The sequence below is a fragment of the Enterobacter sp. HNDS-6 genome (genome assembly GCF_039850505.1).
Lineage (GTDB): Bacteria > Pseudomonadota > Gammaproteobacteria > Enterobacterales > Enterobacteriaceae > Enterobacter > Enterobacter kobei.
Genome location: NZ_CP156673.1, coordinates 2430535 through 2446830 on the forward strand (window position 1 = coordinate 2430535; position 16296 = coordinate 2446830).

At 54.8% G+C, this 16296-nt stretch carries 13 protein-coding genes; 8 read left to right on the top strand and 5 right to left on the bottom strand.

What is annotated here, in order from left to right:
* Nucleotides 1–86: 86 nt before the first annotated feature.
* Genes tamA through ABFI50_RS11395 form a run of 3 tightly spaced genes read left to right on the top strand, consistent with a single transcriptional unit; the run spans nt 87 to nt 5940 of the window.
* Nucleotides 87–1820, top strand: coding sequence for an autotransporter assembly complex protein TamA (tamA, locus tag ABFI50_RS11385; RefSeq protein ID WP_014882265.1), 1734 nt, complete (start codon nt 87–89; stop codon nt 1818–1820).
* Nucleotides 1817–5593, top strand: a complete 3777-nt coding sequence (gene tamB / locus ABFI50_RS11390) for an autotransporter assembly complex protein TamB (protein ID WP_023331875.1) — start codon at nt 1817–1819, stop codon at nt 5591–5593. The genes tamA and tamB overlap by 4 nt, the downstream gene beginning before the upstream one ends.
* Before the next feature lie 2 nt (nt 5594–5595).
* Nucleotides 5596–5940 carry a gamma-glutamylcyclotransferase gene (locus tag ABFI50_RS11395; protein ID WP_014882267.1) on the top strand — a complete coding sequence of 115 codons (345 nt, stop codon included), beginning with the start codon at nt 5596–5598 and terminating at the stop codon, nt 5938–5940.
* A gap of 315 nt (nt 5941–6255) precedes the next feature.
* Here the strand turns inward: ABFI50_RS11395 and ABFI50_RS11400 are convergent, their stop codons facing one another.
* From ABFI50_RS11400 to ppa, 3 genes are all read right to left on the bottom strand, one after another.
* On the bottom strand, nt 6256–6726 hold the full coding sequence (locus ABFI50_RS11400; RefSeq protein WP_023336692.1) for a hypothetical protein: 471 nt from the start codon (nt 6724–6726) through the stop codon (nt 6256–6258).
* Nucleotides 6723–7307 carry a hypothetical protein gene (locus tag ABFI50_RS11405; RefSeq protein WP_014882270.1) on the bottom strand — a complete coding sequence of 195 codons (585 nt, stop codon included), beginning with the start codon at nt 7305–7307 and terminating at the stop codon, nt 6723–6725. The genes ABFI50_RS11400 and ABFI50_RS11405 overlap by 4 nt, the downstream gene beginning before the upstream one ends.
* Before the next feature lie 216 nt (nt 7308–7523).
* Nucleotides 7524–8054, bottom strand: coding sequence for an inorganic diphosphatase (gene ppa, locus ABFI50_RS11410; RefSeq protein ID WP_008501423.1), 531 nt, complete (start codon nt 8052–8054; stop codon nt 7524–7526).
* Nucleotides 8055–8363: 309 nt separating this feature from the next.
* On the opposite strand from ppa, the gene ytfQ reads away from it, so the two are divergent.
* The 5 genes from ytfQ to ABFI50_RS11435 all read left to right on the top strand — a co-directional run bounded on the left by ytfQ (nt 8364) and on the right by ABFI50_RS11435 (nt 14643).
* A complete protein-coding gene (gene ytfQ / locus ABFI50_RS11415; protein ID WP_014882271.1) occupies nt 8364–9320 on the top strand; it encodes a galactofuranose ABC transporter substrate-binding protein YtfQ in 957 nt (318 codons plus the stop codon).
* A gap of 131 nt (nt 9321–9451) precedes the next feature.
* The gene (ytfR, locus tag ABFI50_RS11420; RefSeq protein ID WP_045134407.1) at nt 9452–10954 is read left to right on the top strand and encodes a galactofuranose ABC transporter, ATP-binding protein YtfR; all 1503 of its coding nucleotides are present in this window, start codon (nt 9452–9454) and stop codon (nt 10952–10954) included.
* A 10-nt stretch (nt 10955–10964) separates the two neighbouring features.
* Complete coding sequence (gene ytfT, locus ABFI50_RS11425) at nt 10965–11990, top strand: galactofuranose ABC transporter, ATP-binding protein YtfT (RefSeq protein WP_014882273.1); 1026 nt, start codon at nt 10965–10967, stop codon at nt 11988–11990.
* The gene (yjfF, locus tag ABFI50_RS11430; protein WP_023331880.1) at nt 11977–12978 is read left to right on the top strand and encodes a galactofuranose ABC transporter, permease protein YjfF; all 1002 of its coding nucleotides are present in this window, start codon (nt 11977–11979) and stop codon (nt 12976–12978) included. The genes ytfT and yjfF overlap by 14 nt, the downstream gene beginning before the upstream one ends.
* Before the next feature lie 93 nt (nt 12979–13071).
* Nucleotides 13072–14643, top strand: coding sequence for a methyl-accepting chemotaxis protein (locus ABFI50_RS11435; RefSeq protein ID WP_014882275.1), 1572 nt, complete (start codon nt 13072–13074; stop codon nt 14641–14643).
* On the opposite strand, the gene ABFI50_RS11440 is transcribed toward ABFI50_RS11435, so the two are convergent.
* Together ABFI50_RS11440 and fbp are read right to left on the bottom strand one after the other, a co-directional pair.
* Nucleotides 14615–14971: a LysR family transcriptional regulator gene (locus tag ABFI50_RS11440; protein ID WP_023331881.1), complete on the bottom strand. Its 357-nt coding sequence runs from the start codon at nt 14969–14971 to the stop codon at nt 14615–14617. The two genes, ABFI50_RS11435 and ABFI50_RS11440, sit on opposite strands and share 29 nt — an antisense overlap.
* A gap of 150 nt (nt 14972–15121) precedes the next feature.
* On the bottom strand, nt 15122–16120 hold the full coding sequence (gene fbp / locus ABFI50_RS11445; protein WP_014882277.1) for a class 1 fructose-bisphosphatase: 999 nt from the start codon (nt 16118–16120) through the stop codon (nt 15122–15124).
* Nucleotides 16121–16296 lie beyond the last annotated feature (176 nt).

Below are 16296 nucleotides of genomic sequence, written 5' to 3' on the forward strand. Positions count from 1 at the left end.
GGGTTTTTGGCTAACAGGCCGTATTTTGCCGCGGAGCGGCACTGCATTTGCTTCCAGGGTGGAAACAGGGATATTCAGGAGAAAACGTGACAAAAATCCGCCAGTTATGTTTGGTCAGTGTGTTGCTGACAAGCGGGGTTGCCAGCGCGGCGAATGTCCGTTTGCAGGTTGAGGGGCTTTCCGGGGCGCTGGAAAAAAACGTGCGTGCGCAGCTGTCGACCATCGAGAGTGATGAGGTGACGCCGGACCGGCGTTTTCGCGCGCGCGTGGATGACGCGATCCGTGAAGGGCTGAAAGCGCTGGGTTATTACGAACCCACCATTGATTTCGATCTCCGTCCACCGCCAAAGAAGGGGCGTCAGGTGCTTATTGCCCGCGTCTCGGCGGGGGAGCCGGTACGGATTGGTGGCACGAACGTCGTCCTGCGCGGCGGGGCGCGTACCGACCGGGATTACCTGGATCTGCTCAGCACGCGGCCGAAGATCGGCACCGTGCTTAACCATGGCGATTACGACCATTTCAAAAAAGAGCTGACGAGCGTTTCCCTGCGTAAGGGCTACTTTGACAGCCAGTTCAACAAAAGCCAGCTGGGCATCGCGCTGGCGCGACGCCAGGCCTTCTGGGACATCGACTACGACAGCGGGGAGCGCTACCGCTTTGGCGACGTGACGTTTGAAGGTTCGCAAATTCGTGAAGAGTACCTGCAAAACCTCGTGCCGTTTAAAAAAGGCGATTACTACCAGTCGAGCGACCTGGCGGAGCTAAACCGTCGTCTCTCCGCCACCGGCTGGTTTAACTCGGTGGTTGTCGCGCCGGAATTTGATAAGTCTCGCAAAACCAAGGTATTGCCGCTGCATGGCGTTGTCTCGCCGCGCACCGAGAACACCATTGAGACCGGTGTTGGCTATTCGACCGACGTCGGCCCGCGCGTGAAGGCCACCTGGAAAAAGCCGTGGATGAACTCATACGGCCACAGCCTGACGACCAGCGCCAGTATCTCTGCACCGGAGCAGCAGCTAGATTTCAGCTATAAAATGCCGCTGCTGAAAAATCCGCTTGAGCAGTACTATCTGGTCCAGGGGGGCTTTAAGCGCACCGACCTGAACGATACAGAGTCCGATTCCACCACGCTTGCGGTATCCCGCTACTGGGATCTCTCCAGCGGCTGGCAGCGCGCCATTAACCTGCGCTGGAGCCTGGACCACTTTACCCAGGCCAACGTCACCAACACCACCATGCTGCTCTATCCTGGGGTGATGATCAGCCGCACCCGCTCGCGCGGCGGCCTGATGCCAACCTGGGGGGATTCCCAGCGTTACTCCATCGATTACTCCAACACGATGTGGGGTTCTGACGTGGATTTCTCGGTGATTCAGGCGCAAAACGTCTGGATCCGCACGCTGTATGACAAACACCGCTTTGTCATGCGCGGCAACCTCGGCTGGATTGAAACCGGCGATTTCGACAAAGTCCCGCCGGACCTGCGTTTCTTCGCCGGGGGCGACCGCAGCATCCGCGGCTACAAATACAAATCTATCGCGCCTAAAGACGATGACGGCAAGCTGATCGGGGCCTCCAAGCTGGCCACTGGCTCGCTGGAGTACCAGTACAACGTCAGCGGAAAATGGTGGGGTGCCATGTTCGTTGATGGTGGCGAGGCGGTGAGCGATATCCGCCGCAGCGACTTTAAAACTGGCGCAGGTGTAGGCGTGCGCTGGCAGTCACCGGTCGGGCCCATCAAGCTTGATTTCGCCGTTCCGGTCGGCGACAAAGAAGAACATGGATTACAGTTTTACATCGGTCTGGGGCCTGAATTATGAGTTTATGGAAGAAAATAAGCCTCGGGGTGCTGATTTTTATCGTGCTGCTGCTCGGTACGGTGGCGTTTCTGGTGGGGACGACGACCGGGCTGCATCTGCTGTTTAACGCGGCGAACCGCTGGGTGCCGGGGCTGGAGATAGGTCAGGTGACCGGCGGCTGGCGCGACCTGCGTCTGAAGAATATCCGCTATGAGCAGCCGGGCGTGGCGGTAAATGCCGGGGAATTTCACCTCGCGGTGAAGCTGGGCTGTCTGCGTGACAGCAAGCTGTGCGTTAACGATCTGTCGCTAAAAGACGTTAACGTGGCGATAGATTCGAAGAAAATGCCGCCGTCTGCGCCGGTGGAAGAAGAGGATAGCGGCCCGCTGAATCTCTCCACGCCGTACCCGATTGCGCTCTATCGGGTGGCGCTCGATAACGTCAATATTAAAATCGACGACACCACCGTTTCCGTCATGGATTTCACCTCCGGCCTGCGCTGGCAGGAGAAAAACCTGACCCTGACGCCAACCTCACTGCAGGGCTTGCTGATCGCGCTGCCGAAAGTGGCCGAGGTGGCGCAGGAAGAGATCGTCGAGCCGAAGATCCAGAATCCGCAGCCGGAAGAAAAGCCGCTGGGTGAAACGCTGAAGGATCTCTTCTCGAAGCCTGTTCTGCCGGAAATGACTGACGTTCATCTGCCGCTGAACCTCAATATTGAGGAGTTCAAAGGTGAGCAGCTACGCCTGACCGGCGATACCGACCTGACCGTCTACAACATGCTGCTGAAAGTCAGCAGCATTGACGGCAACATGAAGCTCGACGCGCTGGATATCGACACCAACCAGGGGTCGGTGAATGCGTCTGGTAACGCCCTGCTGCGCGACAACTGGCCGGTGGATATCACGCTGAACAGCGCGCTCAACATCGACCCGTTGAAGGGCGAAAAAGTGAAGGTCAAAGTGGGTGGGGCGCTGCGCGATAAGCTGGACGTTGGGGTCAATCTCTCCGGCCCGGTGGACATGGTTCTGCGCGCGCAGACTCAGCTGGCGGAAGCCGGGCTGCCGCTCAATCTTGAGGTCGTCAGCAAGCAGCTTTACTGGCCGTTTACCGGCGAAAAACAGTTCCAGGCCGATGACCTGAAGCTGAAGCTGAGCGGCAAGATGACTGACTACACGCTCTCGTTCCACACGGCGGTGAAGGGGCAGGGCGTACCGCCCGCGAATATCACGCTGGATGCGAAGGGCAACGAACAACAGGTCAACCTCGACAAGCTGACCGTCGCGGCGCTGGAAGGGAAAACGGAGCTGACCGCGCTGCTCGACTGGCAGCAGGCGATCAGCTGGCGGGGCGAACTGAAGCTGACGGGTATCAACACCGCCAAAGAGGTGCCGGACTGGCCGTCGAAGCTGGACGGGCTGATCAAAACGCGCGGTAGCCTGTACGGCGGTACGTGGCAGATGGACGTGCCGGAGATCAAGCTCACCGGTAACGTCAAGCAGAACAAGGTGAATGTTGAAGGCTCGGTGAAAGGCAACAGCTACCTGCAGTGGGTGATCCCGGGCCTGCACGTCGCGCTGGGGCGCAACACGGCGGATATCAAAGGCGAGCTGGGGGTAAAAGATCTCAATCTTGACGCCACCATCGACGCGCCGAACCTGGATAACGCCCTGCCGGGCCTGGGCGGAACGGCGAAAGGGTTAGTGAAAGTGCGCGGTACGGTCGACGCGCCACAGCTCCTTGCGGATATCACCGCCAATAATCTGCGCTGGCAGGAACTGAGCGTTGCTCGCGTCCGCGTGGAAGGAGATGTGAAATCCACCGATCAGATCGGCGGTAACCTGAACCTGCGCGTGGAGCGCATTTCTCAGCCGGACGTGAACATTAACCTGGTCACCCTGGACGCCAAAGGGAACGAAAAACAGCATGACCTCCAGCTACGCGTGCAGGGTGAGCCGGTTTCCGGGCAGCTTCACCTGACCGGCAGCTTCGACCGCAAAGCGGAGCGCTGGAAAGGGACGCTGGACAATACCCGTTTCAACACGCCGGTGGGGCCGCTGGCGTTGTCACGCTCTCTCTCGCTGGACTACCGTAATGCGGAACAAAAGATCGCTATTGGGCCGCACTGCTGGATCAACCCGAATGCAGAACTGTGCGTGCCGCAGACCATCGATGCGGGCGCGGCAGGGCACGCGCAGGTAAACCTCAACCGCTTTGATCTGGCGATGCTGAAACCGTTTATGCCGGACACCACGCAGGCCAGCGGCGTCTTCAGCGGGAAAGCCGATGTCGCCTGGGATACGACCAAAGAGGGGCTGCCGCAGGGTAGCGTCACGCTTTCGGGCCGTAACGTGAAGGTGACGCAGGAGGTGAATGATGCGTCGCTCCCGGTGGCATTCGATACCCTCAACCTGAGCGCAGACCTGCATAACAACCGTGCTGAGCTGGGGTGGCTGATCCGTCTTACTAACAACGGTCAGCTTGACGGACAGGTACAAATTACCGATCCGCAAGGACGGCGTAATCTGGGCGGCAACGTCAATATCCGTAACTTCAACCTGGCGATGGTGAACCCGATATTCGCCCGCGGGGAGAAAGCCGAGGGCATGCTGAACGCCAACCTGCGTCTGGGCGGCAACGCGCAAAGCCCGCAGCTATTCGGTCAGATGCGCCTCAGCGGCGTGGACATCGACGGCAACTTTATGCCGTTTGATATGCAGCCCAGCCAGATTGCGATGAACTTCAACGGCATGAGCTCGACCCTGAGCGGTTCGGTGTTAACGCAGCAGGGGCAAATCAACCTGAGCGGTGACGCGGACTGGAGCCAGCTCGATAACTGGCGTGCCCGCATCGCGGCCAAAGGCAGCAAGGTGCGCATTACCGTACCGCCAATGGTGCGCCTGGATGTCTCGCCGGATGTGGTCTTTGAGGCGACGCCAAGCCTCTTCACCCTGGACGGGCGCGTCGACGTGCCATGGGCGCGTATTGTGGTTCACGAGGTTCCGGAAAGCGCCGTCGGTGTCTCAAGTGATGAAGTTATGCTCAATGAAAATCTGAAACCTGTCGAACAGAAGAGCGCTGGCATACCGATTAATAGTAACCTTATCGTACACGTGGGGAATAACGTGCGGTTGGATGCGTTTGGGCTGAAGGCGAGGCTCACGGGCGATCTGAAAGTGGCCCAGGATAAACAAGGGCTTGGCCTGAACGGGCAGATCAATATTCCTGAAGGGCGTTTCCATGCCTATGGTCAGGATCTGATTGTGCGTAAGGGCGAGCTGCTGTTCTCCGGTCCACCGGATCAGCCTCTGTTGAACATCGAAGCGATTCGTAACCCTGAAGCGACGGAAAACGACGTCATTGCAGGCGTACGCGTCACCGGCTCTGCCGACGAACCGAAGGCGGAGATCTTCTCTGACCCGGCGATGTCGCAGCAGGAAGCTCTCTCTTACCTGCTGCGTGGACAGGGTCTGGACAGCGGTCAGAGCGACAGTGCGGCGATGACCTCAATGTTAGTCGGCCTGGGGGTTGCACAAAGTGGGCAGGTTGTGGGTAAAATCGGCGAGACGTTCGGCGTAAGCAATCTGGCGCTGGACACCCAGGGCGTGGGTGACTCCTCGCAGGTGGTGGTCAGTGGCTATGTACTGCCGGGTCTGCAGGTAAAATACGGTGTGGGGATCTTTGACTCACTGGCAACACTCACGCTACGCTATCGCCTGATGCCTAAGCTATATCTGGAAGCAGTGTCCGGCGTAGACCAGGCACTTGATCTGCTCTATCAGTTTGAGTTTTAGCAATGCGAATATTTGTCTACGGCAGTTTACGAACCAAGCAAGGCAACAGTCACTGGATGACCAATGCCCTGCTGCTGGGGAATTACAATATCGAAAATTACCAGTTGTACAGCCTGGGCCACTATCCAGGCGCGGTTCCCGGCGAAGGAACAGTACAGGGTGAAGTTTATCGTATTGATAATGCTACACTTGCCGAACTTGATGCCTTGCGCACCAGGGGCGGTGAATACGCTCGCCAGTTGATCCAGACGCCGTACGGAAGTGCGTGGATGTATGTCTACCAGCGTCCGGTCGATGGGTTAACGCGGATTGTAAGCGGTAACTGGTTAGACAGAGACCAGTACTGAAAAACGACAACGCCACCGGAAGGTGGCGTTGTTTTTTTACTCTTTCAATTATCTTCTGTATTACGGCGTCTGGTTAAGAACAGAGGAACGAACAGCATGACGTACGGGGCAATAATCCATAAAAAACACAAGGCGCGTGAACGGCCATAGTAGTTTATGCACCGCGTATTGCTTGAAATGACGGGCAGGAAAAACAGTAAAAACAGCAGAATCGCATAATCGCTTCGATAAGGGATCCATAAGTAAAACAAAAACCAGGCAAGCTGGAATGTTATGATGCAGAGATACTGCCATTTGCTGTCTTTGCCGTAACAGTCAAACGCCTTTATGTAACCCATCTTTATGCTTTGAAGAAAGAAACTTAGCATGTATAACGCTCACGATCGCGACGGTCAGGAGTGTGCTCGTCAGCAACGCCCCTAAAAAATAGCTGTGGGTGATATCAGTAGCACCCGAGCCTAAAGTATGCAATTTACTATATCCTCTCTCTACTGCAACAAAAAGTGTATATAGCCCGATGTTGATACAGAACTGAAGTAGACAAGAAGCGACGATATTTTTGGGAATTCTTTTTAATAACATAAGTGATGCGTAGATAATACTTGCTGAAAGAGCAAAATAGAGTCCGTTAAATAAACTTGATAGTAAGGCGATATTAACTTCATTGAAGACTAAATTATCGCTTCCATAGTACCATGCCAGGTATTCAACATACGTGCTTCTGCCAAAGATAAAGGCAGCAATAATAAGGATGAATAGACTCAAGATATGGCTTTTCTTACTCATAATTTTGCTCCCTTAGAAAGCAGTTCCTTCATTGTTTTACCAGCTTCCAGCTGATCTTTGATTATGGCAAGGTCACGAGTATTGTGGTTATACTTTGCAATAGCGGTTGGCGTACCTTTACCACCATTGTCCATAAAGAAGACAATATCCTTACGACCATAAAGAAGTACCTGTGGGATGGGATCACGCCCATAACTCACTGCTTGCGGAAGGGAGTGAATAGACTCTGTCGTGAGGAAGCGAGGAATGCTTTCATGCTCAATATTGCCTAAAGGTGTAGTGGCAACAAGGGAGCCGATAAAATCGGTCGTATACACTAACGCATCGGTATCTTTAGTCGTGACTTTTGAACCCGTAAGATATTTTATCTGTTGCCAAAGGGTAATATCTTTTGGGATTACTTTTATACCATCCATAAACATATCTTGCTTACGTTTTAGCTGAATGACTGTACGATGCACCTGTGTCAAAGAGGGGCTTATTTCCCCAATAGAAGGCATAAGTCCATCGCGGGAATACAGTCGTTCAATGATAAAATAAATTCCAGTTGGGCGGGCAACATCAATGTTAATGGATGACATATGAATCCTGTTATGAATGGGGATTAATGATCATCATTACAGTATGTTATTAATTTCCATGCTATTCAACCACTCCCACCATAAATGATAGGGTGTCCTTTTTTTAAGAATATACAAGATAAAAGAAATGGGATTTATCTTAAAAACTCATGTGGTGCTTTTAACTAATCCATAAAAAAGCCCCGACTCGCGGGGCCTTCATTATCAGCGTAAGAATTACTTCTTAGCCGCGCGCTCGAAAGAGGCGATGATTTCTGCTTTCGCCGCTTCTGCGTTGTCCCAGCCGTCAACTTTAACCCACTTGCCTTTTTCGAGGTCTTTGTAGTGCTCGAAGAAGTGAGTGATCTGCGCTTTCAGCAGTTCTGGCAGGTCGTTCACATCTTTAATGTGATCGTACTCTTTGCTCAGCTTGGTGTGCGGTACTGCAACCAGCTTCGCATCTTCACCGGATTCGTCGGTCATTTTCAGCACGCCAACTGGACGGCAGCGAATGACTGCGCCTGGCTGCAGCGGGTATGGCGTTGGGACCAGTACGTCAACCGGGTCACCGTCCAGAGACAGGGTGTGGTTGATGTAACCGTAGTTGCATGGATAGAACATCGCGGTAGACATGAAACGGTCTACGAACAGGGCGCCGCTCTCTTTGTCCACTTCGTATTTGATCGGATCTGCGTTTGCCGGGATTTCGATAACTACGTAGATGTCTTCTGGCAGTTCTTTACCCGCTGGGACGTTGAGTAAGCTCATGTCGGTGTCCTTTAAAATGGATGGTAAACAAGTGGCAGGTATTATAGCCAACTCACGCTGAATGTCTCCGCCTGTTTTCGCATTCTCTCCCCGCCAGCACCACTTTTCAGACCGATTCCATGACAGAAAAATCCATAAACTCAGCCGCATTTTTAATGGTGAAATGAAAGCGATTACAAACTTGTGATTAACGTTTTATTCACTTTTCCGAAGTGTGATGTAACGCAATTCGTTACATATTTCATTGGCTATAGTCATTTCGCAGAACATCTTTTAACCAACAATAAACACCCCTACGAGGACGCTCATATGTGGAAGCGCTTACTTCTTGTCACAGCAGTTTCGGCAGCCATGTCGTCTATGGCGATGGCCGCCCCTTTAACCGTAGGTTTTTCGCAAGTTGGCTCTGAATCCGGCTGGCGTGCGGCAGAAACCAACGTTGCGAAAAGCGAGGCTCAGAAACGCGGCATCACGCTGAAAATCGCCGATGGTCAGCAAAAGCAGGAAAACCAGATCAAAGCCGTGCGCTCATTTATTGCTCAGGGCGTGGATGCCATCTTTATCGCGCCAGTGGTGGCGACCGGTTGGGAACCGGTTCTGAAAGAAGCCAAAGATGCTGAGATTCCGGTCTTCCTGCTCGATCGTTCCATCGACGTTAAAGACAAATCTCTCTATATGACCACCGTGACGGCCAACAACGTGCTTGAAGGGCAATTAATTGGCGACTGGCTGGTAAAACAGGTCGACGGCAAGCCGTGTAACGTCGTTGAACTGCAGGGCACCGTGGGGGCGAGCGTGGCTATCGACCGTAAGAAGGGTTTTGCTGAGGCCATCGCGAAAGCGCCAAACATCAAGATTATCCGCTCTCAGTCCGGCGACTTTACCCGCAGTAAAGGTAAAGAGGTCATGGAGAGCTTCATTAAAGCGGAAAACAACGGCAAGAACATCTGCATGGTTTACGCCCATAACGATGACATGGTGATCGGTGCGATTCAGGCGATTAAAGAAGCGGGCCTGAAGCCGGGCAAAGATATCCTCACCGGCTCTATCGACGGTGTGCCGGATATCTACAAAGCGATGATCGACGGCGAAGCCAATGCCAGCGTAGAACTGACGCCAAATATGGCGGGTCCGGCATTTGATGCGCTGGAGAAATTCAAGAAAGACGGCACGATGCCTGAGAAGGTGACCGTCACCAAGTCCACGCTCTACCTGCCGGATACGGCGAAAGAAGAGTTAGAGAAGAAGAAAAACATGGGCTACTAAGACCCGTGCCCCTCACCCCAGCCCTCTCCCCTGAGGGGAGAGGGAGAAAGGCAGGGCGGAGCTGGATATTAACAATTGGCACGATCAATCCCCTCTCCCCTCCGGGGAGAGGGTCAGGGTGAGGGGGAACCATGACCACTGAACAGCACCAGGAAATCCTCCGCACAGAGGGCTTAAGCAAATTTTTCCCGGGTGTAAAAGCGCTGGATAACGTTGATTTCAGCCTGCGGCGCGGTGAAATTATGGCGCTGCTGGGCGAGAACGGCGCGGGAAAATCGACGCTGATTAAATCTCTGACCGGCGTTTATCACGCCGATCGCGGCACCATCTGGCTGGAAGGCAACGCCATTTCGCCAAAAAATACCGCCCATGCTCAACAGCTTGGGATTGGGACGGTCTACCAGGAAGTGAACCTGCTGCCAAATATGTCGGTGGCGGATAACCTGTTTATTGGTCGTGAACCAAGACGTTTTGGCCTGCTACGGCGCAAAGAGATGGAAGCGCGGGCGACGAAACTGATGGAATCCTACGGCTTCTCCCTCGACGTTCGCGAGCCGCTGAACCGGTTTTCCGTCGCGATGCAGCAGATCGTCGCCATTTGCCGCGCGATCGATCTCTCCGCGAAGGTGCTGATCCTCGACGAACCTACTGCCAGCCTCGATACCCAGGAAGTCGAGATGCTCTTTACCCTGATGCGCCAGCTGCGCGATCAGGGCGTCAGCCTGATCTTCGTCACACACTTCCTCGATCAGGTGTATGAAGTGAGCGATCGCATTACCGTACTGCGTAACGGCAGCTTTGTCGGCTGCCGTGAAACCCGCGAGCTGCCGCAGATTGAGCTGGTCAAAATGATGCTGGGCCGTGAGCTGGAGACCAATGCGCTCCAGCGCGCAGGGCGCACGCTGCTGAGCGAAAAACCGGTGGCCGCGTTCAGCGATTACGGCAAAAAAGGGATCATCTCACCGTTTAACCTCGAAGTGCGCCCCGGCGAAATTGTCGGGCTGGCGGGGCTGCTAGGGTCAGGCCGGACCGAAACCGCCGAGGTGATCTTCGGCATCAAGCCTGCGGACAGCGGTACCGCGTTGATCAAAGGTAAACCGCAAACCCTGCGATCGCCGCATCAGGCCTCCTGTCTGGGAGTGGGGTTCTGCCCGGAAGACAGGAAAACAGACGGCATTATTGCCGCCGCCTCGGTGCGGGAAAATATCATTCTGGCGCTACAGGCGCAGCGCGGATGGCTGCGTCCAATTCCGCGTAAAGAGCAAAACGCCATTGCCGAGCGCTTTATTCGCCAGCTGGGTATTCGTACGCCGAGCGCGGAACAGCCGATCGAATTTCTCTCCGGCGGTAACCAGCAGAAAGTGCTGCTGTCACGCTGGCTGCTGACCAAACCGCAGTTCCTGATCCTGGATGAACCCACGCGCGGCATTGACGTTGGCGCGCACGCCGAAATTATCCGGCTTATCGAAACGCTGTGTGCCGACGGGCTGGCGCTGCTGGTCATTTCGTCCGAGCTGGAAGAGCTGGTGGGGTATGCCGATCGCGTGATCATCATGCGCGATCGCAAACAGGTGGCTGAGATCCCGCTGGATAAGCTGTCCGTTCCGGCGATCATGAATGCCATCGCGGCATAAGGAGTGAATTGTGATGTCCCGTTCGCTTTCGCAAACCGGTGAGTCAAAGCGCCGCTTTAACTGGCCAACCGGCACGCCGCAAATCGCAGCGCTGCTGGTGGTGTTACTGGTGGATAGCCTTGTCGCACCGCATTTCTTCCAGATTATTGTTCAGGATGGTCGCCTGTTTGGCAGCCCGATCGATATTTTGAACCGTGCCGCGCCCGTCGCGCTGCTGGCGATTGGTATGACGCTGGTGATTGCCACCGGCGGGATTGACCTCTCCGTCGGCGCGGTGATGGCTATTGCCGGGGCCACCGCAGCCTCCATGACCGTAGCGGGCCATAGCCTGCCGGTGGTACTGCTGGCGGCATTGGGAACCGGCGTGCTGGCCGGACTGTGGAACGGCATTCTGGTGGCGGTACTAAAAATTCAGCCTTTCGTCGCCACCCTTATTTTGATGGTGGCCGGGCGCGGGGTGGCGCAGCTGATCACCTCCGGACAGATAGTCACCTTTAACTCCCCGAGTCTGGCGTGGATCGGCAGCGGCAATTTCCTGTTCTTTCCAACACCGGTGATCGTGGCTCTGGTTACATTAGTGGTGTTCTGGCTTTTCACCCGCAAAACAGCGCTCGGCATGTTTATTGAAGCGGTGGGGATCAACATTCGTGCGGCACGAAATGCCGGGGTCAATACGCGGCTGATGGTGATGCTGACCTACGTACTGAGCGGTGTTTGCGCCGCCATTGCCGGGGTGATTGTCGCGGCCGATATCCGCGGGGCCGATGCCAACAATGCCGGGCTCTGGCTGGAGCTGGATGCCATCCTCGCGGTGGTGATTGGCGGCGGATCGTTGATGGGCGGGCGCTTTAACCTGCTGCTCTCGGTCATTGGCGCGCTGATCATTCAGGGCATGAACACCGGGATCCTGCTCTCCGGTTTTCAGCCGGAACTCAACCAGGTGGTAAAAGCGGTGGTCGTACTCTGCGTGCTGATCGTCCAGTCACCGCGCTTTGTCAGCATCATTAAGGGGATCCGTGGCCATGATAAAACGTAATTTACCGTTAATGATCACGCTGGGCGTGTTTGTGCTGGGGTATCTCTACTGTCTGACCCAGTTCCCCGGTTTTGCCTCAACGCGCGTGATTTGCAACATCCTGACCGATAACGCCTTTTTAGGCATCATCGCCGTCGGGATGACCTTTGTGATCCTCTCCGGTGGGATCGATCTCTCCGTTGGCTCGGTGATCGCGTTTACCGGCGTGTTCCTCGCCAAGGCGATCGGTTTCTGGGGGATCTCCCCTCTGGTGGCGTTTCCGCTGGTGCTGGCGATGGGCTGTGCGTTTGGCGCCTTTATGGGGCTACTGATCGACGCGCTAAAAATTCCCGCTTTTATTATTACCCTCGCCGGGATGTTCTTCCTGCGCGGCGTGAGTTACCTGGTATCGGAAGAGTCCATCCCGATTAACCACCCGGTGTACGACACGCTCTCCAGCCTGGCGTGGAAAATCCCCGGCGGTGGCCGTCTGAGCGCGATGGGGTTATTGATGCTGGGCGTGGTAGTGGTAGGTATCTTCCTTGCCCACCGTACCCGGTTCGGTAATCAGGTTTACGCCATTGGCGGGAACGCCACGTCGGCAAACCTGATGGGGATCTCGACCCGCAGCACGACCATCCGCATCTATATGCTCTCAACCGGCCTGGCAACGCTGGCGGGTATTGTCTTCTCGGTGTATACCCAGGCGGGCTATGCCCTTGCAGGCGTAGGCGTGGAGCTGGACGCGATTGCCTCTGTGGTCATTGGCGGCACGCTGCTCAGCGGCGGAGTGGGGACGGTGCTGGGAACGCTGTTCGGCGTAGCGATCCAGGGGCTGATCCAGACCTATATCAACTTTGACGGCACGCTCAGTTCCTGGTGGACCAAGATCGCCATCGGCATTCTGCTGTTTATATTTATTGCCCTGCAGCGCGGTCTGACGGTGCTCTGGGAGAACCGTCAAAGCTCGCCTGTTACTCGCGTAAACACCTCGGTAACAGAGCGATAACACGCTGAATTTGCTTAAAGTCTAAACATTTTCCGGTAGCGGCCGATAACCTTTTTTTCTGTCCAGAAATATCTCGCTACCGGAAATAATATCATGCTTAAAACGCTATCGATTCGTACCGGCTTGCTCTCTTTACTGGCCGTTATGACCCTTCTGCTGCTGATTGTCAGCGGCATTGGCATTTATGCCCTCACACAGAGTTCTTCTTCACTGCAGCGCATTAATCACCTTCAGGGTGAGCAGATGGTGCAGCTAAATACCGGCTATACGCTGATTCTGCGCGCGCGCAATGAGGCGGGCCAGGCCGTCCGGATGATGGAAATCGGCATGCTCGATGATGCGGCCAAATCGGTCAAAAACATCAATCAGGAAATCGCCGTGGCTCAGAAAACGCTGAAAGGCGTGATCGACGGCGGCGTGGCTGACGAGCAGGGGCAAAAGTTGCTGGATAACGTGGCAACCAGTCTGGCGACGTATAACCAGCAGGGCATCAATCCGATGCTAAAAACCCTGAATGACCAGAGCGCGGACAGTTATTACGACCTGCTGGAGAATACGCTGATCCCCGTGGCGAAGCAGTTTGATAACGATATGCAGGCGTTTCAGACATGGAGCGAAGCGCGAGGGAAGGCGGAAGTCACTGCCGTGCAGGCGAGTAAAACCCGCGTGCTGATCCTGATTATTGTCGCCGCGCTGCTGACGGCTGGCATCATCGTGCTTGCCTGGCTGGTGCTGCGCCATATGCTGCTTAAGCCGCTCTCTGCTTCCATTGCTCAGCTGGAGAATGTGGCGGCGGGCGATTTAACCCACACGCTGAATGCCCCGGCGAGCCAGGAATTTAACCGCCTTAACGCGGCGATAGAGGTGATGCGTCAGTCGCTGATGCACTCGGTGATGCGGGTACGCGATGCCAGCTCGCAAATCGACACCGGCAGCCGTGAGCTGACGGCGGGCAACCGGGATCTTGCCGAGCGTACAGAATCCACCGCCACCTCGCTGGAGCAGACCGCTGCCAGTATGGAACAGATTACCGCCACGGTGAAACTCAACGCCGATAATGCCGAGCAGGCGCACCAGCTGGCGAAATCGGTTTCTGATACCGCCGATCACGGCAGCGAAATGGTCTGCTACGTGATTGAAAAAATGCGTGATATCTCCGGCAGTTCAGCGCGTATTGCTGACATCCTGAGCGTGATCGATGGCATTGCCTTCCAGACCAATATTCTGGCGCTTAACGCCTCCGTGGAAGCGGCGCGCGCCGGCGAGCAGGGGCGCGGGTTCGCCGTCGTGGCGGGTGAAGTGCGTAACCTTGCCAGCCGCAGCGCCGACGCGGCGAAAGAGATCCGATCCCTTATCAGCGATTCGCAGACCCACGTTAACGAGGGCAGCGAGCTGGCCCAGCAGGCGGGTGAAACGATGGATGAGATTGCCACCGAAGTGCTGCGCATGACCAAACTGATGCGCGAGATTGCGACCGCGTCTCAGGAGCAGAGCCGCGGCATTGAGCAGGTGAATATTGCGGTGAATCAGATGGACGAAACGGCGCAGCAGAATGCGGCGCTGGTGCAGCAATCCTCCGCCGCGACCCGCTCTCTGGAAGAGCAGTCGCGTCAGCTGATGGAGGCCATGTCATCATTTAAATTGACGGCTCAGACTGCGGCATAATATTTCCCAACCCCGGTACGTTCTGTGCCGGGGATTTATTTCGCCCTGAATTAATGGCCGCAATATTATCGTGAATATCGCCCATTAATATTTCCAGTGAGTGGGTTAACGCTAACGCTTTTTCAGTTGGCTCAAGGTATAAACCTTTGCGGAAAAATAATGGCTCATCAAACAGTTGATTAAAACGCTTCAGGGCCAGGCTCACCGCAGGACGTGACATCTCCAGGCGCACAGAGGCCTTTGCCATGCTGCCGCAGCGGACGACTTCAATAAATACAGGTATAAGGTTTAAATCAATGCCGGTATTCGCCCGGGAATAATTTTTCATTGCGATACTGCTCCAAGAAATATTTGTCAAACTGTTATGGAAATAATGCAGGAGCAATGGTGAATATTAAAGCGTGTTTTTTATAAACACTTATACGGTAAAAGATATAAATGTGTTGGGGAGCCAGACGGGCTCCCCGGGAGTGAGAGATTACGCGTCCGGATACTCGCGGATAAAGCGCTCAACGTCTTCAACCATGTGGTTGTTGCCGACGAAGAAGGAACGACGCTGGTGGAGGCTTTCCGGCACGATGTCCAGAATACGCTCTTTACCGTCGCTCGCCTTGCCGCCCGCCTGTTCGGCCAGGAACGCCATTGGGTTGCACTCGTACAGCAGGCGCAGCTTTCCGTCAGGGTGGCTGGCGGTACTTGGGTAGAGGTAGATACCGCCTTTCAGCAGGTTACGGTGGAAATCCGCGACCAGCGAGCCAATATAGCGGGAGGTGTACGGGCGCTGAGTCGCTTTATCTTCTTCCTGACAGAATTTGATGTACTTCTTCACGCCGTTCGGGAATCGGATGTAGTTGCCTTCGTTGATGGAGTAGGTGTTGCCCTTCTCCGGGAAGCGCATACGCTCCTGGCTCAGACAGAAGACGCCCAGCGATGGATCGTAGGTAAAGGCGTGAACGCCACACCCGGTGGTGTACACCAGCATGGTGGAGGAGCCATAGACGACGTAACCGGCAGCCACCTGATTACTGCCAGGCTGCAGGAAATCTTCCTCGGTCACCGGCGTGCCAACAGGCGTGACGCGGCGGTAGATGGAGAAAATGGTACCGACAGAAACGTTAACGTCGATGTTGGAGGAACCGTCGAGCGGATCCATCAGTACAACGTATTTCGCGTGTTCACAGCCTTCGAAAACAACAATTTCATCTTCTTCTTCGGAGGCGATACCCGCAACGATGTCGCGCGCGCGCAGTGCAGCTTTCAGTTTTTCATTTGCGAACAGATCGAGTTTCTGTTGAACCTCGCCCTGAACGTTCTCGGCACCGCTGGCACCCAGGATATCGACCAGACCGGCCTTGTTGATATCACGATGGATGATCTTAGCGCCCAGCTTTATTGCCGACAGCAAAGCAGTGAGTTCACCCGTAGCATGAGAGAACTCGTGCTGCTTTTCGACAATAAATTCACCTAACGTTTTCATAACACTTTCCCTGCATCTTTGTGAGTAGAGCGATTGTATGTTCACTAAAACGACTAAAGCCCAACAATCTTAACAAATATTCAAATAGTAGCGCAGAGGTGAATCGCGCCAGCAACATACGGATTTACCTGAAATGCGTTTCACAGCCGCTAACATGTGAGTAAAATGTGCGCCAC